Consider the following 23,315-nt stretch of genomic DNA (forward strand, 5'->3'; position numbering starts at 1 on the left):
ATAAAAATTCTACTGATTTGGTAGAATATTGCCATTGCTCGGTTCTTCGGCCCATTCTAGGTTAAACCATCCGGGCGCGAAGGACAAACGCGCCTTCCCCCACCAAGGTCATCGGAATCGCGTGCATTGGACCACGACAGCGTGACAACCGGACGAAATAACGGCGGCAAGACACGCCACCCCGTTGTTGTGGTTGTTGGTGGAGGCGTGTCTGGTGCTGGCGTTGCCTATCACCTTGTGCGTACCATGGGCGAGCAAGCACCCGCGATCGTCGTGTTTGAACCACGTTCTGAACTCGGCAGAGGGCTCGCTTACGATACGACCGATCCTGCCCATCGCATCAATGTCCCCGCTGCGCGCATGAGCCTGCTGCCCGACCGGCCCGAGGATTTCCTGGAATGGATCGCGCGCGAGGATGCGGTCGCCGACGATCCCGAAGCTTTCCGGCCAGACGGCAACCTTTTCCCGCGCCGCCAGGTCTTTGGCTCTTACATTGCTTCAGCTCTCGCCCCTTATGTTGAAACGGGAGCAGTGCGCCATCGGCGCGCGCTCGTTGTCGACGTGTGCCGCGACGGATTGCTCTGGCGCATTGCCGACATCCAGGGCGGTCAGGTGTTTGCCGATTTCCTGGTTATAGCCACCAGTCATCCCTCACCGTCGGTGCCGGGTGCCCTGCGCGTTCTCGAGGGACATCATCGTTTTGTGCCCGATTCGACCCGTATTGAAGCTCTGGGGCACATTCGTCCGAATGACAGGCTGCTGATTATCGGCAACGGCCTTACGGCGGCCGACATTGTCGCTTCGCTGGCACGCACCGGTCACCGCGGCCAGATCACCTCGATTTCACGTCGGGGATTGCGATCGAGAGGGCATTCGCCCTGGCCGCAAGATCCGTTTGGGGACTTCGAAGCAACCCCAACCCACAGCGCCACCGCCCTCCTCCGAAGCATACGTCTGGCGATCACCGAGGCCGAGGCCGCCGGACTGACTTGGCATGCGGTCATCGACCAGGTCCGTACCCATGGGCGCGCCCTCTGGCAGAAATTACCCATGTCGGAGCGATGCAGGATTGTGCGTCACATCAGACCCTTTTGGGATGTCCATCGGTTCCGGATCGCGCCGCAGGTTGAGGATGTGTTGGAACAGGCAATCGCGGAAGGCAGGATGGAGGTCCTGGCGGCGTCCGTCGGCAAGGTCCATTTTGAAGGCGGGTCGATCCACGTCGCGCTTCGACGACGCAGCGGCCCCTCATTGCAGCGGTGCTTCGATGCCGTCGTCGTCACAACCGGTCCGGCACATGGCGGGATCCTGGACAGTCAAGCCTGGCTTTCAACGATGCGCGCTCAGTCGCACTTGCAACTCGATCCAACCGGCCTCGGCATCGCATGCTCCGAGCGCTCGGAGGCGCTGGATGCCGATGGATTGCCCGACGCGACTCTGCTCGTTTCCGGGCCGCTGGCGCGAGGTACGTTCGGAGAGTTGATGGGCTTGCCTCAGATCACTGAACATGCGGTCTTCGTGGCGAGCGAGCTTTCCACGAAGGTGACAGCACTTCGGATGCCGGCTCGAAACTGAACAGCGCGTATCGGGGCCTTTGGCACAAGCCTGCCTTCAGGCCATCTGAGAGCCCGTCTGTCATGGCGCGGAACCCGGTGTCACCATGAACGGTTCAAGTTCTGGATCGAAGTCGACCTCGACCACGTTGTTGAATGTCGCAGTCGCGAGCATGATACCAGCAAATGCCACAAGGTCGACGAGCGTCTTATCATCGTAGCGCTCCTTCAGGCTGGTCCAGATTTCCGCGGGGATCGCGTTGGAATTGGCGACGATGGCATTTCCGAAGCGGTCAAGAATGGCCTCTTCTTCCGAGAGCACCATTGCGTCCGGATTGAAGCCTGCATTGATCAACGCCCGGCGGAAGAAGCCGACGGCGATCTTTGAGCGCGCTGCTTTCGAAATCGAATGGGAAAAGATCCAGATGGGTCGATCGGGAATGGACGCGAGTTCGGCGCGAAGCGTGAACCATTCAGCGTAAATCCGGTGCGCCACCGGCGAATGCAGGAGTGTCCGCTTCATGTTCGTCATGCGACCGCGAACCCTCACCTCTTCGTCGTGCGCTGCCTGAATCTCGCGCGAGGCGGTGGCGTATTCGATCTTGGGGATTTGGCTCATGATCATGCTCGTGTTGTCGGTTGCTATCGTCTTATTGCGAGTCGCAGGGTAACGCACCCGGCCGTCCTGATCCTCCTTTAGGTTGTCAGATTGCTCCAAGCCATCTCATCACAGCGAGGATAGGAAACGCGAGGGAGAACGACATTACGTTCTTGACAATTCCAGCTTGCCAATTCACGGTGAAACCGGTTTCACTCGCAATACGGATAGTTCGTGCGGCTCGATCTTTCGGTTCTCTTGCCCCATCTCGGCTTTCTCGCGCATGGCGCGCTTTTGACGGCAGAGGCATGCGCACTGGCCCTCATCGGAAGCGTCGTGATGGGGGCATTCGTGGCGATCGCACGGACTTCCTCCTCGGCACTTCTGCAGCGGGTCTCCTGCCTCTACGTCGACATTTTCCGCAATGTGCCCTTCATCGTGCAGCTGTTCTTCTTCTACTATGGTCTGCCCGAGGTCGGCATCTACATTGACGCGTTTACAACAGGCGTGATTGCGCTGTCGATCGCAGGCGGCGCCTATGCCTCCGACGTCATCCGTGCAGGCATTCTGGCTATCGATCAGGGCATCATCGAAGCTGCTGAGGTAAGCGGCCTGTCGCGGCGCGTTTTGTTCACGCGGATTGTCCTGCCGATCGCGCTGCGCACGTCGGTGCGCCCCCTCGGCTCGGTCCTCATCAACATGATCCTCACCTCCTCGATCCTCTCGACGATCACTCTGAATGAGCTCACCGGCTCTGCGCAGATCGTCGTATCGCAGACGTACCGCCCCTTTGAAGTCTACGTTGTTCTCCTCGTGGTCTATGCGGCATTGACCTACCTCGTCTCTCTCGCGATTGCGCTCCTCCACCGCCGCCTCAACCGTGACATGATGGAGGCTGTTACCTGATGCGTTTTACTGATTTCACGGCGTTCGACCTCGTCCTTCTCGCGCAAGGGCTCGGCGTCAATCTGGCCCTTTTCCTAGGAACGTCCCTGATCGGACTGGTGATCGGAATCGCGTGGGCGATCGTGCGTTACTACTGCGTGCCGGTGTTGAGCGCGTGCATCACCTTCTTTTCCGAGCTGCTGAAGAATTCACCGGTTCTGGTGCAGCTGTTCCTGGTGTTTTTCGGCCTGCCTGGCCTTCTCCACATCCGCGTCACGCCCGTCACGGCGGCGGCGATCACCCTTTCCGCCAACACAGCCGCCTTCGTCTACGTCATTGCGGTCTCGGGCATCGAGTCAATCGGCCGGGATCAGCTCGAAGCGGCGCGTGTCTTTGGATTAAGCCGCCGGCAGGTGCTTCGTCATATCGTCGCGCCACAGGCGGCTGCATTTGCGGTCGGGCCTCTGATCGCTCTCCTCGTCAACCAGCTGCAGGTCACGTCGCTGATCTCGGTTATCGGCGTTGTCGACCTGACCAAGATCGGCAACATCCTGAACATGCGCACCCTAAAGCCATTTGTCGTCTGGACGGCTGTTGGCCTGCTTTACTTCGCCGCCGCCAAGCTGGTCGCCTATGCGGGATCGCGCTTCGAAAAACGCCTCCGCGCCCATAGCGCCTGGAGAGGGCTCTGAAATGATAAGAGTTGAAAACGTAAGGAAGTCCTTCGGTCAGACGCCTGTGCTCGACGGTGTCGATCTGACGATTGCGCCTGGCGAGGTTGTTTCGATTCTTGGCTCCTCGGGGTCGGGGAAGTCGACGCTGATCCGCTGCATCAACGGGCTGGAAAGGCTCAGCGGCGGCCGGATCATGGTCGATGAATTCGACGTCAGCATGCCGAAGGAGCTTGCCGAAGCGCGGAAACGCTCCGGCACGGTCTTCCAGTTGTTCAACCTCTATCCGCATATGACTGTGCTCGGCAACATCACGCTTGCGCCGATCGAAGTGCTGAAGAAGCCCCGCGGCGAGGCTGAAGCCAGGGCGCGCGCCCTTCTGGAATCGGTCGGACTGGGCGGCAGGGCCGATGCCTACCCGGCGCAACTTTCTGGCGGTCAGCGCCAGCGCGTCGGCATCTGCCGCGCGCTTGCGATGCAGCCTCGCTACCTGCTGTTGGATGAAGTGACCAGCGCGCTTGATCCGGAGATGACAGCGGAAGTGCTCACAATTCTAGCCAAGCTCGCCCAGGACGGGACGACGATGCTCTTCGTCACGCACGAGGTCGAGTTTGCCAGGCAGATTTCGGACCGGATCGTGTTTCTCGACAAGGGCAAATTGCTGGTCGATCTCCCGACAAAAGACTTTTTCGACAACAGTGGTGGCATGGCGCAACCGCGTGTCGCCCAGTTCCTTTCCAAGATGCGCAAAGATTAGAGGTGCTAGATGCTGCTGTTGGCCAACAAAGAAGCCTGGCCGGGTTTTCCGACGTCCGTTGAAATGCTGCGCGATGGTGCAAACAGTCTCGATGCAATGGTCGCCGGGATCGGCAAGGTCGAGAGCGAAGTGAAAGTGCGGAGCGTGGGTTATGGCGGCTGGCCCAACATGCTTGGCAATATGGAGCTTGATGCCGCGGTCATGGACGGCAACACCCGCGAAGTCGGGACTGTCGGGGCCGTGCCCAACACGCTGCCGGTCGCACGTCTTGCCCATGAAGTTATGAAGCGCCTCCCGCACGTCATGCTGACCGGTGACGGCGCCCGGCGCTTTGCCACCGAGATCGGCTTCGCAGAGGATGACGTGTTGTTCGAAGACAGCAAGAGGGTCTGGTGGGAGCGGCTGGAAAAGGAGCTGTCGGCGGAGGACCTCGCGAAATTTCCGGACATACCGCTCGCGCCGTTGAGCCGCGCGATTACCGATCCGGAGCGCGTTCGGGACACCACGGTGTTCCTGTCGGCGGATCCTGCACGCGGCATCCACGCGGCGACGTCAACTTCTGGCTGGGCATGGAAATATCCTGGCCGCCTTGGCGATAGCCCGATTCCGGGTGCCGGTTTCTACGCTGATAGTCGCTATGGGGCTGCCGCCTGCACGCACACTGGAGAAATGACAATGCGTTGTTCGACGGCTCGCACGGTCGTCCTTGCAATGAAGCTCGGCTATTCACTCACTGACGCGGTGAAACTCGCTATCGACGAGCTCAATGAACTTTCCTCGGGCTTCCTGGCGGGCGTCGTGATCCATGCGGTCGATGCGAAGGGAAACCACGAGGTCGTGAACTTCAGATGCGAGGGCGAAATTCGCTACTGGCTCTGGGAGGACTCGATGCCCGAACCGGAACTGCGGGTAGCGAAACAGGCATAATCAAAGAGGGAATGAAAACATGAAGCGCATTCTGACTACACTTGCCGCATTCGCCATTGTGGCAGGTTCTGCTCTCCCGTCGTTTGCGGGAATGATCGACGATATCCGATCGCGCGGAACCGTTCGCATCGGAGTCTCGCTCGGCGGCGAGCCGATCGGCTTCCGTGACGCGCAGAACAATCCCGTCGGTTACGATGTCGATGTCGCGACGCAACTCGCCCAGAAGCTCGGAGTACCAGTGGAGTTCGTCGACGTTTCAGGCGATGCACGTATCTCTATGCTGGTTTCAGGCCAGATTGACCTCTCAGTTGCCAACACCTCCGCAACGCTGGAACGCGCCAAGACCGTGAACTTCACGATCCCCTACAATCGCGCCGGCTTGCGGGTCATCGTCCAGAAGGATTCGGGCATCAAGGAGTTGAAGGACCTCGCCGGGAAGAAGGTCGTCGTTGGTCGGGGAACGACGGGCGAGAGCTTCCTCAAAACGGCTGTCCCGGATGCAGAACTTGTCTACGTCGATCAGTTTGCCCCAGACGGCGTCCTCCAATTGCAACAGAAGCGCGTCGACGCGGCGATCGAAGATTCTTCGCTGCTCGATTATCTGGCGACCAAAAATCCGTCGCTCGTGACCCTGCCGGGCCTCTACTCCAACGATCCAATCGGTATCGCCGTCGCCAAGGGAGACCCGGAATTCGTGCGGTGGCTCGACATGTTTGTCTCCGATTACATCCAGTCGGGCGCCTATGCGGCGAACTACAAGAAGTGGTGGGGTCCCGAATCTAACCCTCCTGCCTTGAACCCTCAGTGGTAGGGCTACCACGGGCTGCCTTCCGGCAGCCCGTTTTCGTCTAGGCGGTCCGGCGGGGAACGAAACGGGTCGGCACAGTCACAGGGGGCTGGGAAGTCTTGAAAATGCCGGGATTGGCAACGGCATCGACGATGTGGCGGACATAGAGCGCCTTGTCATAGCCAATCGACGAGATCGGATAGGCATCGAAATCGGTCAGGGACAGGTTGTCGAAACCATAGAGCCGGAAGCGCGTGGGTCGGCCATCGGGAAAATCGACCCGACGGACATCCAGGATTCCCATCGCCATCGCATCTGACGTGCAAAACACCGCATCGAGAGCGCTCAACCCTGTCAGTTCGATGGCGGCCGCATGCCCGCTTTCGTAGGAGTAGTCGCCCTGAACTGTTCGAATGAGGTCGATCCCGTAGCGTGCGAAGCACTCCTGGTAAGAGCGAATGCGGGCCTGCTCGACCGGAGAGGATGCACGACCCGTAACGAGAGCGGCACTGCGAACCCGTTTCGATGCGGCGTCAGCCACCGCTTCGGCGATGCCGGCCCGTTCGTCGGGGATGATGACGGGAGAGTACTGGTCGTGAAGGCCATTGAGCATGATGACATGATCGGAGCGGAACATCCGCCGCACGGTCGGCGCGTCGGCAAAGTCGGAAAACACCAACGCGGCATCGACATGATAGGCCACCCCATTGCGCAAGAACTCTTCGACGCGCGCAACCGATCCGATACGGATCAAGATGACCTGCTTGCCGACGATCTGGATCTGATCGATGAGCCGGTCAAAGAGATCGAGGTCAGAGAGATCGTGAATGTGATTGACCACTACGGCGACGAGATTCACTGTCTTGGTGGTCAGGCTTTGTGCGAGCAGGTTCGGCTGGTAGCCAAGGCGGGTGGCCGCTGCGATTACACGTTCTCTTTTCTCGGAGGACACCGGCCGGGGTTCGTTGGAAAGTGCCCGGCTTGCTACCGCACGCGAGACACCCGCCAAACGGGCAACGTCGGCAATCGTGGGAGGGGCGTCGCGGCTACTGTCATGATTCATGTTCGAAAGCTTTCCACCATTAAGAGGGTGATATCGCACCGCTCGGTGCTTCGGCTATGTTAATCTTCGGCTCCCCGGCGCCTGGCCCGCCACTATTCACGCTTTTTCTGCCTTCACCTTTGCCATGCCTTGATACTTGCTTGGAGGAACTTGATGTCTGTCACGCTAGCCCCTGTTGCATTGCCCGATTTCGGCCCGATTGGACCGCAGCCGCAGGTTCCATCGGCAATTTATGATTTACGTGCGGTTGCCGCCTTCAATGCCGCGCGGACTGACTGGCTTGTGGTCTATGCCGACCGTGAGCACTTCGGAAATATCATGCATCTCACCGGTTTCGAGCCGCGCTTCGAGGAAGCCCTGCTGCTGCTTGGTCCGGAAGGGCGTCGTGTGATCATCACCGGAAATGAGTCCGAAAGCTATGCGGCAATCGCCGGTCTCCCCGGGATCACCGTGCTGCGGGCGCAAACCTTGAGCCTTATGGGGCAGGATCGCAGTCAGGATCCGAAGTTGGCCGATCGGTTGCGCGATGCGGGACTAAAGGGCGGCGATTCTGTCGGCCTGGTCGGCTGGAAATATCTCGGACCTGACGAGGATGAGGACTACGGCCAGAGTTTCTTCGTCCCGCATTTCATTGTCAATGCGCTGCGGGGAGTAATCGGCCCGGCGGGAACACTGCTTGATGCCACCCCTATCCTCATGCATCCGGAGAATGGTCATCGCGCAGTTGTCGATGTCGATCAACTCGCGGCGTTTGAGTGGGCGGCAGCGCGTTGCTCGCAGGCGCTGTTCAGGGTCGTTGCCGGAACTCGGGAGAACGAGACGGAATTTCAGGCGCTTGGGCATCTCGGCTACGAGGGAGATCCGACGAACGTCCATACAATGTTTGCTTCAGCCAGTGTCGGCGAGACCATCATCGGCCTGAGAAGCCCCACGTCGCGCCGACTGAGAAAGGGCGATGGCGTGACGACAGCACTCGGTTACTGGGGTGCGCTGTCGTCGCGCGCTGGGCTGCTAACGGACTATGAAGAAACATTCCTGAAGCCTGCGAAAGCCTACTTCGAGGCTTTGACGACGTGGTACGAGACGGCAGATATCGGCGTGACGGGCGGCGACCTCTTCGCCGCGGTTACCGAGAAACTTCAGTCCGCGGGTCTCGACTCGGCTCTAAATCCTGGTCACCTCGGCAGCCACGAGGAATGGCTGCATTCACCAGTACGGCCCGGGTCGACTGAGCGTTTGCGATCCGGCATGCCGTTCCAGGTTGACGTGATACCAGTACCAATGCCCGCGGGTTGGGCGCTCAACTGCGAAGACATGGTGGCCTTCGCGGATGCCAACATGCGCGAGGAGATACGTCAACGTCATCCGGAGATGCATGCGCGCATTCTTCTGCGGCGTTCTTTCATGGCGAACAAGCTCGGCGTGACACTCTCCGAGAATATTCTTCCGCTTTCGTCGACACCGCTTTATCTGCCGCCGTTCTGGCTTAAGTCGGGGAGCGTTCTCGTGCGAGAATGAAGCCATGTATTGGCGCGACGGGCCGGAGTGTTTCTTTTACGCGGAGGTCTTTTGTTCGCATGTGTCGGCGTCGATGACTTTGAAGTCGCTTGAGCGCATCAGGCGGCCCATCGTCCGCAATCGTTCGATAAGCTCGCTGCCGTCGACCGACGCACGGGTCAACTCGAGCTGGCGGTACTCGCTGGATGCTTGGCTCCAATGGTCGCCACTGCGGCCGTTCGGTCTCCCTTCGGATTCCCAGAGTGCGTAGGCGCGTTGATTGATCCAGTCGTCCTTGCTGCGTGACATGCCGGCCTCAGCTGTGGAAAGGTGTATCGATTCCTTCAGGCTGACAAATGGGCATTACTGGTTCGTTACTGCAGTGCAAAAAGCGCCTGCTGCGACATCTCTTTGGCGTATTGATCAACCGGGGCTCAGCTCATTGCGCCGTTCTGCGAGTTCGACGGTGATACCGTCGGGATCGCGCAGGAACGCCACCCGATCGATTATCTCGGAATTCACGGCGGGACGGGGCCTCTCCCTTACCGCCGCGCCGGCCGCTTCGAGTTTGGCGAAACTTTCATCGACGCTATCAACGAGGAAGGTAATATGCAGGACTCCCGACGTTGCGGGCGCCAGATCCAAAGCGGCAGCGGCGCCGTCAGGCGGCGCGAAGATCTCGAGCATGCCATTGCCCGTATCGAGAAACGCCACTTCCGTGCCGTTGGCCATTGTCTTCCGCAAGCGCAGGCGCAGACCCAGGAGATCACAATAGAAGGCAAGTGACCGGTCCATGTGGCCAGTCACCATGCCGACGTGCTCGAAGCTCTTGATCATGCCTCAGACCCGGAAGCCAGGCGATCCTCCTCCTCCGGCAACCAGGACCGGTAGAGAGGATGATCAGACAGGATTGGCAGCGAAGTCGGCTTACCGGTCCGCTGCGAATGATAGGCCGCCGTGACCAGTTCCAGTGAGTTGCGAGCGTCCTCCAAGGTTACCGGTGGCTCGCCACCGGTGGTCAATGCACGATGAAAGAGTTCGAATTGTCTCGTGTAACCGTCTTCGTGGACGACATAGGCGGCCAGAGCGTCATCGACACGCTTCTGGTGGTCCTCCGTCCCGGCAATAAAAGTCCATGGGTCTCGACCCATCGTGTAAGGCTCGAGGATACTTTCTGCTACGAGATCCGAGAAGCAGAACCGCAGGCGGGAGATTTCCTTCCGGGAGCCGAGTGTCATCGACAGCGTTGCCAGGGATCCATTCTTCATCTTCACCGAAATGGCTGCAGTGTCTTCAACCTGGATCGGATTTACGAGTGTCGCCCCGTAGGAGAATATTTCGGAGCATGCGCCGTGCACGTAGTTCAGCATGTCATGAGCGTGAATTGCGTGGCCAAGCAAACCGCCTCCGAGCTCAGTGACCCACTTCCCGCGCCAGGGCACAGCATAATAGTCTGGCCCACGCCACCAGTGCGTTTCGATTGTGGTGAGGAATGGAGTACCTGTCAGGCCGAGATCGATCAGCATCTTCAGCTTTTGAAGTCCCGATCCGTAGCGGTACTGGAAGATAGGCATCAGTTGCGGACCTTCGGCGCGCGCCACTATGCGGGCCATTTCGTCCACCTCTGCAATCGAGCCAAACAGCGGCTTTTCACAGATCACGTGTTTTCCGGCTTCGAGCGCCTTGCGGCATAGTTCGAAATGTGAACCTGGCGGAGTGCAGATATCGATAACGTCGAGATCCGCACGAGCGATCATCGTTTCTGCATCCTGGGTATATTCCGGTATTCCAAACTCATCACAAAGTGACCGACCACGCTCCTCGTCCAACGAGCAAAGAACGGCAACGTCAAACAGGTCCTTGTTCCACGCGAACCCGGTTAGGTGGCGGGATGCGATACCTGCTCCGATGACACCAACGCGAAACTTCTTGGGCATGTGGGTTCCTCAGCAATGACCCAGGCGCGCGGCCTTTGATTGCGCTTCAAGTGAAAGGCGGCATACCTCGTACACATGTTCCTGAGGCATCGCTGTTTCGGTCCGGTCACGCACATCTGCAATGAAGGCATCGAAATAATCGAGCTTCTCGGCAGAGCAATCGATGTGGGTCATCTCCTTGCCATTCACGAGGAAGAGGTGGTCCTTACCCGGGCGTCCGGCAATATCGATATATTTTCGCAGCTCGATGTAACCGTCGGTACCGAGGATTGTCAGGCGGCCGTCGCCCCATGTCGGCAAGGCCTCCGGAGTAAACCAGTCGACACGCACATAGCCCGAGGCGTTGTCAGAGCGAAGCAATACCTCACCGAAATCCTGGAAGGCGGGTTTGTCGGGCATGCCGAAATTACCGACCGAACTTGCCACCACTTCGGCACGTCTCGAACCAGTATAAAACAGGAACTGGTCGACCTGATGGGATGCAATGTCAACGATTATTCCGCCAAATTGATCGGGATCGAAGAACCAGTCCGGCCGCGTTGGCAGCTGCAGCCTGTGAGGCCCCATGCCGAGCGTCTGGATGACAGTGCCGATCGCACCTTCTTTGATGAGTTTGCCTGCCTTTACGGCGGATCGCACACAGTGGCGCTCGGAAAAACAGATCGAGAATATGCGACCGGTTTCCGCGACGGTGCGCCTTACCTCTTCCAACTGCGCGAAGGTCGTAACCCCGGGCTTGTCTGTCATGACATCCTTGCGTGCGTTCATCGCGCGGACGGCCAGTCCAGCACGGTCGCGTGGGATGGCGGCGATGCAAACGATGTCGATGGAAGGATCGGCAAAGATCGTGTCGCGATCGAGTTGCGGCGCATCGGGGTAGGTTTTACTGAAGGTTTCAAGAAGCGCAGGCACCGATGTTTGGGGGCAATACCCTGCGAATTCCGCGCCTGCGGCAAGCAGGCCCTTCACATGGTCGAAGGTGTGTCCATGGTCGATTCCGACGACGGCAAATCTCAACATAACAGAACTGTCCTCCTGCAAATGCCCAAATCGGTCTTGGTGCCTGAGTTGTGCGTTCTCACCGAAGAGACAGCGAAACGCCTGGGCTGTCAAGGCGCAGTGGCCCGGGCAGCGAACGATTAAAAGACATAACAATCTGATATTAATGGTTAAAAAAAGTATCTAAATAGTTAGTTATGGCTCGATTGCTAAGCTAGAACCAAAGGCGGCGGCGGCGGCCGACCGATTGCCCCGTGTCCCTAGATTTGCGTCCAGACCCCAAGATTCGCGTCGCGTAACCGCGTAGATATGCGTCTGAAGAAAATTACGCTCAGAAACCGCTTGCCTCGGTGGCAGCAAAGGCAGCTTCGTCGTTGTTGCTCCGTCCTTCGTACTCGGTCACCTCTCTGACCCCCATGTGCAGTTTGCGTCGACTCTTACATTGCAATCTTAGGTTACTGGTGCTTCAATCGTGGCTCACCGTGGGGCACCGAAACGAAGCGAATGCCGCTTGGCACATTTGCTCCCGATGTGTCCGGCTTAGCCGGCTGCGGCACTCGCTCGCAGTCTTAGTATCTCGCGCTTTTGTCGCGACTTTGCGTGTAATGCTTTGTTCTATGGCCAAGGGAGCCACAACTGTGAAGGCTATTTGCACCTATCTGCTTTACAATAGATGTCTCGTGGGACTGGCTTCCATGTTCTTGTTATGCGCCTCGCATGCAACAGCCAAAGATATGGCCGATGACTTCAACGCGGGAAAGCTTGATCCAACGAGGTGGTCAACCATCCAAGCGGAACCTCACCAAATTGGATACCCGAAGGATGCGCGCTGTGGAGGTTCAGCAATTTCTCTCACGGTCAAAGACGGGGATTCTGGAAAATCTTGCGATGGTCCTTGCCAGCGGGCAGAGCTTCGTACTCAAAATGCCTACCGTTCGAAATATGGGGACGACCAATGGTACGCATTCAGTTTTCGAGTCGCAGGCGACGTTCCCCCGACGAACAGCGACCGGTTCGTCGTCTCGCAATGGAAGGCACCCAACGATATCAGTCCTTTCCTCGCCCAGCGATTTGATAACGGAGTTTTTTACATAACAGTGCAGGACGGCGAGCGCCGTCGGACGGTGGTTTCAGCAGATGGCGATCCGGAAGCCCTCCAAGCGGCGCAAGAGGTACTGAGCAAGGTCGACCCGCAAAACCAGCAAATGGTGTCGGCCATCAACACCCTGCAGCAGCTCCAGCTCTTCAGAACCCAGCAGCCCGCGTTGGACAGCCTATTTTCGGATACTCTCAAAGACGCGCTCGGCAGTCAAAGACCGGATGCGCCGTCGGTCAAGGAACTTGCTACAAAGCTTGGCATCGATGACAGTGACCTTGTTCCGGCGATAGGTGACCTTTCGTTTGCAACCGATATCCACGAATATCTCGGTCCGGCTAATATTGACGTTACGCTGGAAAGCAAAGATCCACTTCCCGATCCACGCAAAGGTTGGGTAGACATGGTGTATCATGTGAAGAATGGCCGGACAGACAATACTGTCGTTCCTCCGAAAAAGGGCTTCATCGAAATCTGGGCGAACGGAAATAAGATGGCAACGGTTACTGGGGATTTGGGAGCGAAGATCACAGAACCGAATGACCTAACCGGATATTTTAAATTCGGCATCTATCGGGCTCCCCTGCCCGGCAAATTTGAATTCCGCTTCGACGAATATTCACAGGCGGCGAAAAAAGCAGACCTGGCAAAAATGTGTAACTAGCCGATCACTGAAACGCAGATCCACACCGCCAGCATGAGGCCCAAGGCGCGGCTGTGACTTCCGCTTAGCCGATCTCAACAATTGCAGCTGACCTTGCCAGGTCGGTTCTATCGTAGCCCATTCGACGAGAGATTCACGATACGCGGTACGACCATCTCAGGCTGTTGGGATTCTTGTTGTAAGCCCCTGCGACGCATAACCAGCGCGCTATAAAGCGAAACTCCAGTCGGCACACTCACCTGGCACACGGAAAATCATAGTCGACGAGATGGTCAGCATGACCGTACACAACACCCGTATTGTCGAAGCAGAACCGCTTTGGCACCACGCGGATGAGATATCTTTTTCCGCAAACAGCGGGAATGGTAATCGAGTAGCTCCGAGGCCCCTTCGCTGGAGGTGTATCGCTCCATTTCCGATGCCCACTATACGATGCATTTAGGAGGAGCAGTGTGTCGTTCCGTAATTTGAAAACGCTGCCGAGCGACGGAGAAGCCTCGGTCGCCTTCACGTCAGCCATGCTGGGATAGTCGGTGGTTGCTGGCGGAGCTTGTGCGACAGGGATTTCTTTCTCCCTCACTGCAATATCAAAACGCACATCGTCTCTCTCGGGTACATCGCCATAGCCGTTGAGATACCGCCAAGTCAGGTGCAGGGCGCTCTGGAAACCATCGGTGTTTGCCATAGTCATCGGAGCAATCGAGAAGTCGAATGGGACGAAGGTGTCAGCACCGGCACCGGGCGCTGGACAGCCAGTGAACAATGGGCGGTAATTGCATGTCTTTCCACCGTTTTCCCACGCACACTCACTGAGTTGGTCCCACTCCGCAGCTGTGAGCCTGCTCGAGCCTTTCGAGAGATTGCCCCCATGATCCGGGACCATCCATGGCATAATGCGGCCATCGCCAGATGTCGAAGCCCAATCCGTTCGGTGATCTTGAACGGGTTGGAGCGCCGCATTTTCCTGAACTATCCCCACAGATTGCCCAAGGGTCGGATCCTTGACACCGGCTGGCATAGCTACCGCATCTGCGGCAAAACGCTTGCCGGATTCCATCGTCGTCAGCGAATGGCAAGCGAAGCAGGGATGTCCCTTAATTGCAAAAGCCTTCGCGCGCGCCATGGAGACCCCGTGCGTGGACACGTAGCCCGAGCCGATGACACGAAACGGCAAGTCGACCCTGGCGATCCTCGCCGTCAGGAAGTTGCCAAGACTGAAACTCCGCGCCCTGCTATCGAAGTAACCGACCCTGGCTTGCTGAATGTGCGGGTCTATGACGGTTGGTTTCTTGTTGTCGTGACACGAGACGCAGTCGACGGCAAAGGTCTTGTCATACAATGCTTCAGCATCTCGTCGTCCGATCGTATCACCATAAGACTGCCCACCGGGAGGAGGGAAGCTGTTTGACCAATCGAAGACGGCGCGATCCTTGCGACCGTCGAGGAACGCGATCTCGCCGGTCACGGAGTTAAAACCGATTGCGCTATAGCGCGAAAATCGAGGATCGGATTCTGTCCAGTACGGGTCGGCGTGGACCTTCAAGTCACCCGAAGACTTCCTGCATAAGAAAAGCCACTCGACATGGTTTCGTTGGACGCGGCTGATGCGCGAATTTAGCCCGCAGAAGGTAACGCCGCCCGCCAGGGAAGGCTTGTCGCACTTTGTTATCTCCTTCGTCCACTTTACGAGACGGCCATCTGCGTCACGATGGGAGAACTCAAGGGGAGAGCCGGGCTCAAATGGATTGGGCTCCAATTCGACGGAGTTACCGTCAACTTCGAGGCCAAGCCGCTTCGATTCCGGACCCGTGCAATCACCATCGGGGATCGGCCCAAAGACAGATCTGGCTTCGTCACCGAACCTGTTGATGGGATCGGCATTCAATCCCGCGGGAGCCCAAAGGATTTCTTCATTCAAACGTCGAACTGCATCGACTAAGTGGCCCTCGTCCAGCTGAGGCAAAGATGATAGCGACGTCGCTCCGCTTTGGACGCCCGCTAGCATGGCATCATCCGCCAGCCGCTGCCGATCGGATCCTCCGGAGTCAACGCTGGTCGCCCCGATCTGTGTCGCCAGGGCTAACACAAGCGAAATTGCGAATATCGGCCACCGCGGGTGTTCCACGATTTCTTTCCATCCGCCAACCGAGCGAACCTATCGAGCCCTGATCTGGATCCCTTGCGGATCAGTCACGACTGTAAGGGATCGGAATTTGAGCCCCGTGCCGAAAGGATCTTCCGCGATCGTCGCGTAAAGCGTGGCCATGTAGTCGACTTCCGGGGGCGCTTGGGTGGCTATTACTTGGGTAAAGACGACAGAGGAAATGAGCACCTCAAAAGTTCCATCAGATATATTCTTCCGGATCAGGATGTTGCCAAACAACCGCCGTGCCCGTTTTTTCTCTGCCTCGAGCTTCTTAAACGACGCGTCGAGCTCCTCCGCAACGTCCTTTCCGACCGCGTTAACTTCGCTTTCTGCGACGCCAAGCTGGCACAGCAAGTACGTGCCATCTCCGGCGAACAGAGCACCTACGGCGTCTTTCCTTCTGTTATCCATCAGCCAAGCATACCGGGATATAAAATCCTCAACCGCGGTCCGTTCGTCAGCTGTCGGCATGGCAAGGTTTGCCATGTTGAAAAACTGGTCTCCGTCTCCCAAACTCGGGGACGGACACTGTTTGGCTTGCGCCCACGCGTCCCCAGAAATGCCAACGAAAACAAATGCCACCAAGGCTACAGTTCTTAAAAACGAATTCATAGCGCCCTCCATGAGTTCACAAAGGGATCGGACCGCTTACAGTCCCGTCCCAATCCCAAGCCTCGTAGATCTGCACGGCTCTGTTCGCCCTCGGATATCTCGAAGGCATGCCTGAAATCATTGAATAACCGCTTTGGGTAGAGTAGCTTCAACTAATACACTAAGCAAGTTCTGGTAGTGCCCGTCAGCTACGCAATTAGATGGAGCAGCGATGAGTGACATCAGGCGATGGCTGGCTGATATCGGGCTGGACAATCTCGGTGACCAGTTCGAACATTCCCAGATCGACCTTGAAAGCTTACCGCTTCTAACCGAGCGCGATCTACGCGAAATGAGAATTCGCACGGGCCCGAGACGCAAGCTTCTTGCCGCCATTGCTGAGATGCGGACACCACGGCAAACCGATAGAAGAAATCCGGTTGAACGCCGTCAACTGACGATTCTCTTTTGTGACATGGTAGGGTCGACCGAGTTCGCGGCGATCCTTGATCCCGAAGACTTCAGCCATATGACACAACAGTACCTCGCGCGTTGCAGTGCGCTGGCTAAGTCCCACGGGGGATACGTGGCAAACTACGTCGGCGACGCGTTCCAGGTGTTGTTCGGATACCCAACAGCCGAAGAGGACGACGCCGAACGCGCGTTGCAGCTGGCTTTCGATATTTTCGCCTCGGTGTCGCAACTCAAATCTCCCGAGGGCACGACACTTCACGTGCGGATTGGCATCGCCACGGGTCTGGTGGTTGTAGGGGATATTGAAGGCGCTCCGGCGGGCGTCTCAACAGTCGCGTTCGGGCCCGTCCCCAATCTTGCGCAAAGGCTGGAGACGCTGGCGGAACCGGATACCATCCTGGTTGATCAAAACACTTACGATGCAACTGCCCGCACCTTCGCGTTTTCGGATCTCGGCACCAGAACGTTAAAGGGCTTCCCACAGCCCATCCACGTTCGACAGCCCATTAAGGCGTTGGCGAGTGCGTACAGGTTTTCCGGGGAATCGCGGCTGACCCGATTGGTTGGAAGGAAGACGGAGCTTGACCGTCTGGCGGCTCAATGGCGTCAGGTCATGCTTGACAAGCGCGGTAATGTAGCGGCGATCAGCGGAGAACCGGGCATCGGCAAGTCACGGCTCGTTTTCGAACTCCAAAAGCGCCTTGGGGATACGAAGGCCCTCATCGCTCAATGTTCGCCGGCGTTCTCAAACAGCGCGCTTTATCCTTTCCTGCGGCTCCTCAAACAAGAAACGGGAATATCGGATGGCGAAGCAGCAAACGTCACCTCGGAGCGGCTCACAGCTTTCCTATCGCTGACGGGGGTGCCTGTGCACGTCGGATATCCAATCTTCGCACGGCTGCTGGCGCTGGACCAGCCTGGATCTCCGCCTTCCGAGCTCGGCTCTGCCGAACAGGAATATACAATAACCAACGCTTTTTCGGGCTGGCTCCAACACCTGTGCATCGATGGACCGCTTTTGCTTGTTGTCGAAGATGAACAATGGATCGACCCCTCCTCGAGGAGGCTTTTGCAGGCCTTGGTGAACGCCGTTGCCTCGGCACCTATTCTCCTTGTCGTGACCTCTCGCAACAAACCGGCGTTGGAGGTGAGTATTCCTGAATTCCAACACCTCAAACTTACGAGACTTTCGCGCGATGAATCCGGTGAACTGATCGAGAGCTTGGCGGAAGCTGCGGGCCTCCATCTGCAAGTCGCCAGCAAGGTCCTTGACAAAGCCGAGGGTGTGCCTTTGTTTTTGGAGGAGCTTGCGCGGTCCACATTGGATGACGTCACTGAGGTCGCGGATCACGGGCCGGATCGAGCTGAGAAGCGGGTTAACGTTCCCGTTTCCCTGCAGTCAGCACTGCTCTCCCGCCTCGACAAACTCGGCCGGGCGAAGACTGTCGCACAGACAGCGGCCGTGATCGGGAGAGAGTTCGATCTCAACACTCTTGCCCACGTCGTTGGCGTTACGGCCGAAACTCTACGCCCAGAAATAGACCAATTGGTCGATGTCGGTCTCGTTGCCCCGCAACCCTTCAGCAATTGGCCGCGCTATACTTTTTCTCACAGCCTTCTTCAGGAAGCGGCGTGTGGCGCATTATTGCGTGACAGGCGTCGGCAACTTCATGCGTTGGTGGCGCAGGCGATCGAACTGATCGAACCAAAAACGGTGGTCGAACACCCCGAAATTCTTGCCCAGCACTATGATGAGGCGAGCCTTTTCGAGCGCGCCGCTGACTGCTGGATGAGCGCAGGAAGAAAGCTGGCCGCAACATGGGCGAAGGTCGAAGCCGCGAACATGTTCCAGAAGGGCCTCGAGTGCGTAAGGAGAATGCCTCCCTCTAAAGTTCGCGATCGAAAGGAACTAACCTTGGAGCTCGAACGGGGCGACGTCCTCTACGCGGCGTACGGGTACATAACGGCAGAGGGCAACGCCGCCTATAGAAATGTCATGACGCTCAGCGAAACGGTCGGCGATACGGCTGCAGCGATCAACGCGCTCGACGGCCTGTTCGGGACCGCGTTCAACTCCGCGCGGTTTTCCGACGCGGAATGGGCAAGCAAGCAGCTCAGGGGAATTGGCAGCAGGGAGAACAATATCAAGGCGTTGGTGCTCGGACTCCAGTTCGGCGGTATGTGCGCGTTTGTGAGAGGTCGATTTCCGCAAGCCCGTGAGGCATTGGAGGTCGCTCTCTCCTATAGCGGCAGCGCTGGCCAGATCGGCAGCGATTTTCCAAGCATGGCCATGGTCTATCTCTCTTGGACCTTGCACATGCTCGGCGAGGAAGACCAAGCGTTGGAGCAATTCCTAGACGCGGAACGGGAGGCGCGAGGCCAAGTGGATTATCGCGTCGCCGCTTGCCTTGGCAACGGCTGCATCCTGATGTCGCTCCGCCAGGACACTGCTACACTCCAGAGACTGGTAGACGAACTAATACCGCTTGCGACACGTAACGGATTTCAGCTTTGGCTGAAGATGGCTACGTTCTTCTCCGGCTGGGCGAAGGTTGCCGCCAGCAATGACTCGTCCGGGATCGCGCAGATGCAGCACATTTGCGACAACATGGGCGAACAAGAAGTCGACAAGACATGTTACCTCGGCGTACTGGCGGACAGCTATCTTCGAGTGGGTGCGTTTGCCGAAGCTAGGAGCGTTGTCCAGGGAGCGTTAACCCTTGGAGAACGAACCGGCGAGCACTATTACACTGCGGAACTCTTGCGGTTACGCGGAGAGTTGGAGATTAAGGCCGGCCGTCTTGGCGATGCCGAGGGTTTCCTCCGAAAATCAATCGAATTTGCCGTCGCTCAGGGAGCCAGGGTCTGGGAGGCCAGAGCCCGGCAATCGCTTAACATCTTGGGGTAGAGGTATTTTCCCAGCCGTCACAGCTGGCAGATCACTTCTACCTCGGTTTCCCAGTATTTAACGCGGATTTGCGAAATCGGAGCTCACAATGAACGTGTGGATGCCCTTTGAGATCAAGGTATCACAGAGCAAAACTGCGCAAGAATACAGGTATGGCGGAAACGCCTTGTGGGTGTTTCGGCGCCTCGCCGCCTCCCTAATCGGGGCCTCTCTCTTGACCGCGCCACTACCGGCATCCGCGAAGAACGCGACAATTCACCCACCACCGCAATCCGTCGACCTCCCACGCGGCCAGGAGATCGGCGACATCACGTATCAATGCGACGGAAAAGGTCCGGCAACATGCCACCTTGCGGATTTCATGACGCGCGCGAAGGTCTGCGCCTTGATCGTCGTTAAAGCGGACGCATTCACCTTTGAGAAGTACGACGAGGAGAAAGGATTTTGCCGGGATGACGAAGCCCCACCCAATGGCCCAACAAAACTCTATGGTATCGCGTCGGTCACGAAGTCAATCACCTCAACGCTGCTCGGACATGTCCTTTCCGTCAAGCGCGGCGCTCGCACACGTGCGGACTTCGACGCTGAGCTTAGTCAACCAGTGGTTCAATACATTCCTGAGTTGGCCAATGCCATTCCCAGTGGCTACAGTCGAGCAACAGTCGATCAGGTGCTTCGCATGCAATCCGGCGTCTGGTGGAGTGAATACGGATGGTATGGCTTTTTCCCTGGGGCGGTGCTGTTCGACAAGCAGGTCCGCACCGGGATGACGGAGAGCGTGATCGACTTCGCGCACCGTTTCATCTTGCGCTCCGGACCGCCCCGGAATTTGTTCAACTATTCCGCGCTGGACGCTGCCATCGCGGCTGCGGTCGCAGATCGTATGCTCGGCGAAACCCGCTTAACCGACTTTTTCGAGAAAGGGATTTGGGCTTCGATCGGTGCCGAGCAGCGGGCAACGTGGGGTGTGGACAACACCGGACTGGCCGTGGGGCCATGCTGCTTCAAGGCGACGCTCCGTGATCTCGCCCGGTTCGGCTTGTTTGTTCTCAACCAGGGTCGGGACCATTCGGACCGCCAGATCGTGCCCCAAGCCTGGTTCGATCTGGCGACAAAACCTTCTTCAGACCCGAACAACGGGATCGCGGCCGATAACAAGTATCAGAAAACCGACTGCCCACTGAACTACGGATACTTCTGGTGGCTGACAAAGGGCACTGATTTCACGGCCGTTGGTCGCGACGGTCAGTTCATTCACATCTATCCGGACAGTAAAACAGTCATCGTTCAAATCAGCGACTGGAAAGCCTGGACGAACGGTGATGCGTTGGAATGTGAAGCGTTCCGGGCGCACGACGCGCTGGTATCTGCCACCGCCCGGTGAACACTCTGTCGGTCCCGGAGGACCAAGCTTCTCGTTCATCACCGCGAGCCACGCTTCCGGCAGAGAGGAAACGTATCACTAAGCGCCAGCGACGTGGCAAGGCTTTCGACTTGGGCTGAAGAAAGCGACCGACCGTCTCGGCGGCGTCCGGATCGGCTTCCCATGCGCGTCCGTCTAACGCCGGAACAGCGTCCAGCGCCGCCAGCCCTTATCGGACGTCCCGTTTCTCCAGTGGGTCCTGCTGGTGTAGAGGCTCGGGATTTTCACCGAAGCGAGCCTCTGGCGATGGTTTGCATTGTTGCCTTGTCCCTTCCCACACAGTGTGCCGCCGGACAGCCATTTACATAAGAAAGGCGCTGCTCAATGATGGGACGGCACAGTTTCGAGGGCATACGAATGCAGTCGACAAGTCCGCGAGCGCCGGGGCGCACGAGAAGTATCATTTTCGCAGGCCTCCTGACAGCTGCGATCCTTTTGGCCGCGACGCTGGTGGGTTGGTACGCTCATCCCGAATCCTGTGGCGGCGTGACAGGGTCATACTCGTGCATGAGCGCCGCGGACTGGGGTACTTTCCTATCGGGTGTCTTCGCACCGATCGCGTTTATTTGGCTCGTCGCCGCCGTTTGGATCCAATCGCAAGAGCTCGCCGAGCAGCGCGAGGAGCTGCGGCTTACACGTTTGGAGTTTGAGGAAAACCGCGAGGTCATGCGTCAGCAGGCAGAGGAAGCAAAGAAGCAGGCAGAGTTTGTCGGCATGCAGACAAGCATTCTCAAACACCAGGAGGAGGACCGAGTCATCGCGCAAATGCGGGGAGACTTTTCTGAACTCGTCCGCGAACTCGCGGGGCTCATTAGCCAACACTTCAAGGACGTTGGAATTGTGGAGGGTACATCGGCGAGTGGCAGAAGAGCTGCGAGCGTCTATCAGGGTCTAGGCGTTGAAGAGAAAATCCTCATAAGCTTTTGTAAGCACCTTGCCGACAACCCCGCAAACCGCGGGCTGATGCCCCCGTATGCCTTTGTCCCGGCAATCCTAGACAAGGCGAAGGCCGCGGACGCTCTAGCAGCTCGGATTATCGCTCTGTCGGAAGAGCTCGGGCCTATCCAACAAAGTACGGTCGCCCGGCTGGAAATCAAACGGCTGAGCGCGAACATTCGCGCTCTCCTCGAGGGAAACTGGCCGCTGACGTGAGCTGGGCGCTGCCGCGGCGCAAGGAGGCTTTGCTACGGCAGAAGCCGTCTCGATCCCATCGACGGGGTCTTAACCGTTTTTAGCCAAGCGGACCTCTAGGTCCCGAAAGACATCCAGCCGTTCCGTGACAGCGTTTGAAAGGTATTGCGCTTCACGCCACGCGAGCTGCAGCGCGACCTTAGCATCCTCTGTTTTGCGTTGGGTGTCGAGCGTGGTTTTGTCGTCATAGTTGATCGCTGCTGAAGCTCGCGCATCCTCTGCTGCCGCTAGCACAACGGCGCCGGCAAACGCGTGGACAAGAAGCTCGGTGTCGGCCCGCATGACCTCCAGGCGATTAACTGTCGCATTCAAAAGTTCGCTCATCTTTTTAATCCCAACCATCTCTGTTTCTAAAATGATGAGTTTCGAACTTTGGAAAGGTCAACCCACTTTTCTCGGCAGTCGGAACGAATTCGCCCTCTTCGGGTACGCGAGCGCGTCTTTGTACAGCGATCTTCGAGCATAGTCGACGTTCAAGCGCGCTTTGGGGAGCGATTCACGGAAACGACACTGTCTCCTTGGTAAATGAAAGTGGGCTCCAGGAGCTCCGACGCCAAACGCGCTGTTACGCGACCGTGGGTGTTGGAATCCATCAAGACGTCCTTGATGCCGTCCAGCACATCGCTGTCGCTAGTGAAGCTTGCGTACAGCGCTTTGGCCACCCTCGCCCTGTAATCCTTATCGGTAGCGGCCAAGTGCTCCAGAATTTCATCGACGAGATCCCCGAGGTACTTTAGTTCTCCAAACTCCGTCAATTTTTCCATCTAGTGCGTCCCAACGACCCTTGCTGATTTAAATTCAATTACGGATCTTCGCGGGAGGCAACCCTGTTTTCCGGCGCGCATGTTGAGAATGACGGCACGACACGTGCGCTGCCATGATCGCGAACGGAACTTTCTGGGAGCGTCTCCTGATCCTGTCGAACAAGATATCGGCGCACAAAGATGACCGCTTAAATAGATTCACGAAAGTCACGACCACGCGATTGACGTCGCGAAAATTCCGGATCCACAATTGGTGACAGTAAGGGACTGACCGCTGCGTCAGATTAAATGACCTTGCCCCCAAGTTTTATCCAGTTTTAAGTTCGCTCCGGCGGTTTTGGGTTGCTGTATTTGGGGCGGTAGCGGCGGGTTGCGGTGCGGAGC

Annotated in this window: 21 protein-coding genes; 11 read left to right on the plus strand and 10 right to left on the minus strand. The window is 57.7% G+C overall.

Features of this window, described 5'->3' with window-relative positions; all coding sequences use genetic code 11:
* Positions 1-126 precede the first annotated feature (126 nt).
* Entirely contained in the window at positions 127-1,575 is a 1,449-nt protein-coding gene (locus FHX16_RS21265) for an FAD/NAD(P)-binding protein (protein ID WP_259130243.1), read from the plus strand.
* 60 nt (positions 1,576-1,635) lie between these two features.
* Here FHX16_RS21265 and FHX16_RS21270 read toward each other — a convergent pair whose 3' ends face one another.
* Entirely contained in the window at positions 1,636-2,172 is a 537-nt protein-coding gene (locus tag FHX16_RS21270; protein WP_183757130.1) for a hypothetical protein, read from the minus strand.
* Positions 2,173-2,385: 213 nt separating this feature from the next.
* Between FHX16_RS21270 and FHX16_RS21275 the strand changes: the two genes are divergently transcribed.
* The 5 genes from FHX16_RS21275 to FHX16_RS21295 are packed head-to-tail and all read left to right on the plus strand — an operon-like array spanning position 2,386 to position 6,202.
* On the plus strand, positions 2,386-3,057 hold the full coding sequence (locus FHX16_RS21275) for an amino acid ABC transporter permease (RefSeq protein WP_183757131.1): 672 nt from the start codon (positions 2,386-2,388) through the stop codon (positions 3,055-3,057).
* Positions 3,057-3,728, plus strand: a complete 672-nt coding sequence (locus FHX16_RS21280; RefSeq protein ID WP_183757132.1) for an amino acid ABC transporter permease — start codon at positions 3,057-3,059, stop codon at positions 3,726-3,728. The genes FHX16_RS21275 and FHX16_RS21280 overlap by 1 nt, the downstream gene beginning before the upstream one ends.
* A gap of 1 nt (position 3,729) precedes the next feature.
* Positions 3,730-4,464 (plus strand): amino acid ABC transporter ATP-binding protein, encoded by a 735-nt coding sequence (locus FHX16_RS21285; RefSeq protein WP_183757133.1) that lies wholly within the window; start codon positions 3,730-3,732, stop codon positions 4,462-4,464.
* Positions 4,465-4,473: 9 nt separating this feature from the next.
* Positions 4,474-5,391, plus strand: a complete 918-nt coding sequence (locus FHX16_RS21290) for a N(4)-(beta-N-acetylglucosaminyl)-L-asparaginase (RefSeq protein ID WP_183757134.1) — start codon at positions 4,474-4,476, stop codon at positions 5,389-5,391.
* A gap of 19 nt (positions 5,392-5,410) precedes the next feature.
* Positions 5,411-6,202, plus strand: a complete 792-nt coding sequence (locus tag FHX16_RS21295) for a transporter substrate-binding domain-containing protein (protein WP_183757135.1) — start codon at positions 5,411-5,413, stop codon at positions 6,200-6,202.
* Between the two features lie 37 nt (positions 6,203-6,239).
* On the opposite strand, the gene FHX16_RS21300 is transcribed toward FHX16_RS21295, so the two are convergent.
* Complete coding sequence (locus FHX16_RS21300) at positions 6,240-7,241, minus strand: LacI family DNA-binding transcriptional regulator (RefSeq protein ID WP_183757136.1); 1,002 nt, start codon at positions 7,239-7,241, stop codon at positions 6,240-6,242.
* Between the two features lie 153 nt (positions 7,242-7,394).
* Between FHX16_RS21300 and FHX16_RS21305 the strand changes: the two genes are divergently transcribed.
* Complete coding sequence (locus tag FHX16_RS21305; protein ID WP_259130249.1) at positions 7,395-8,759, plus strand: Xaa-Pro aminopeptidase; 1,365 nt, start codon at positions 7,395-7,397, stop codon at positions 8,757-8,759.
* Between the two features lie 36 nt (positions 8,760-8,795).
* Here FHX16_RS21305 and FHX16_RS21310 read toward each other — a convergent pair whose 3' ends face one another.
* The 4 genes from FHX16_RS21310 to FHX16_RS21325 form a co-directional block, all read right to left on the minus strand.
* Positions 8,796-9,047, minus strand: a complete 252-nt coding sequence (locus FHX16_RS21310; RefSeq protein ID WP_183757138.1) for a DUF2934 domain-containing protein — start codon at positions 9,045-9,047, stop codon at positions 8,796-8,798.
* Between the two features lie 114 nt (positions 9,048-9,161).
* Positions 9,162-9,575: a VOC family protein gene (locus FHX16_RS21315; RefSeq protein ID WP_183757139.1), complete on the minus strand. Its 414-nt coding sequence runs from the start codon at positions 9,573-9,575 to the stop codon at positions 9,162-9,164.
* On the minus strand, positions 9,572-10,675 hold the full coding sequence (locus FHX16_RS21320; RefSeq protein WP_183757140.1) for a Gfo/Idh/MocA family protein: 1,104 nt from the start codon (positions 10,673-10,675) through the stop codon (positions 9,572-9,574). The genes FHX16_RS21315 and FHX16_RS21320 overlap by 4 nt, the downstream gene beginning before the upstream one ends.
* A gap of 9 nt (positions 10,676-10,684) precedes the next feature.
* A complete protein-coding gene (locus FHX16_RS21325; protein ID WP_183757141.1) occupies positions 10,685-11,695 on the minus strand; it encodes a Gfo/Idh/MocA family protein in 1,011 nt (336 codons plus the stop codon).
* A gap of 617 nt (positions 11,696-12,312) precedes the next feature.
* Here FHX16_RS21325 and FHX16_RS21330 point away from each other — a divergent pair.
* Positions 12,313-13,434 carry a heparin lyase I family protein gene (locus FHX16_RS21330; RefSeq protein WP_183757142.1) on the plus strand — a complete coding sequence of 374 codons (1,122 nt, stop codon included), beginning with the start codon at positions 12,313-12,315 and terminating at the stop codon, positions 13,432-13,434.
* A gap of 235 nt (positions 13,435-13,669) precedes the next feature.
* On the opposite strand, the gene FHX16_RS21335 is transcribed toward FHX16_RS21330, so the two are convergent.
* Positions 13,670-15,439, minus strand: a complete 1,770-nt coding sequence (locus FHX16_RS21335) for a hypothetical protein (RefSeq protein WP_259130256.1) — start codon at positions 15,437-15,439, stop codon at positions 13,670-13,672.
* 150 nt (positions 15,440-15,589) lie between these two features.
* Positions 15,590-16,066 (minus strand): nuclear transport factor 2 family protein, encoded by a 477-nt coding sequence (locus tag FHX16_RS21340; RefSeq protein WP_246720094.1) that lies wholly within the window; start codon positions 16,064-16,066, stop codon positions 15,590-15,592.
* A 337-nt stretch (positions 16,067-16,403) separates the two neighbouring features.
* On the opposite strand from FHX16_RS21340, the gene FHX16_RS21345 reads away from it, so the two are divergent.
* The 3 genes from FHX16_RS21345 (at position 16,404) to FHX16_RS21355 (ending at position 22,128) form a co-directional block, all read left to right on the plus strand.
* Positions 16,404-19,553: an adenylate/guanylate cyclase domain-containing protein gene (locus FHX16_RS21345; RefSeq protein WP_183757144.1), complete on the plus strand. Its 3,150-nt coding sequence runs from the start codon at positions 16,404-16,406 to the stop codon at positions 19,551-19,553.
* Positions 19,554-19,641: 88 nt separating this feature from the next.
* Positions 19,642-20,937 (plus strand): serine hydrolase, encoded by a 1,296-nt coding sequence (locus tag FHX16_RS21350; protein ID WP_183757145.1) that lies wholly within the window; start codon positions 19,642-19,644, stop codon positions 20,935-20,937.
* A 546-nt stretch (positions 20,938-21,483) separates the two neighbouring features.
* Entirely contained in the window at positions 21,484-22,128 is a 645-nt protein-coding gene (locus FHX16_RS21355) for a hypothetical protein (protein ID WP_183757146.1), read from the plus strand.
* Positions 22,129-22,197: 69 nt separating this feature from the next.
* Here the strand turns inward: FHX16_RS21355 and FHX16_RS21360 are convergent, their stop codons facing one another.
* Both FHX16_RS21360 and FHX16_RS21365 read right to left on the minus strand, forming a co-directional pair.
* Positions 22,198-22,491, minus strand: a complete 294-nt coding sequence (locus FHX16_RS21360) for a hypothetical protein (RefSeq protein WP_183757147.1) — start codon at positions 22,489-22,491, stop codon at positions 22,198-22,200.
* A 149-nt stretch (positions 22,492-22,640) separates the two neighbouring features.
* On the minus strand, positions 22,641-22,931 hold the full coding sequence (locus FHX16_RS21365) for a hypothetical protein (protein ID WP_183757148.1): 291 nt from the start codon (positions 22,929-22,931) through the stop codon (positions 22,641-22,643).
* Between the last annotated feature and the right edge of the window lie 384 nt (positions 22,932-23,315).

This window comes from Rhizobium sp. BK661 (genome assembly GCF_024808825.1).
Taxonomy (GTDB): Bacteria; Pseudomonadota; Alphaproteobacteria; order Rhizobiales; family Rhizobiaceae; genus Rhizobium.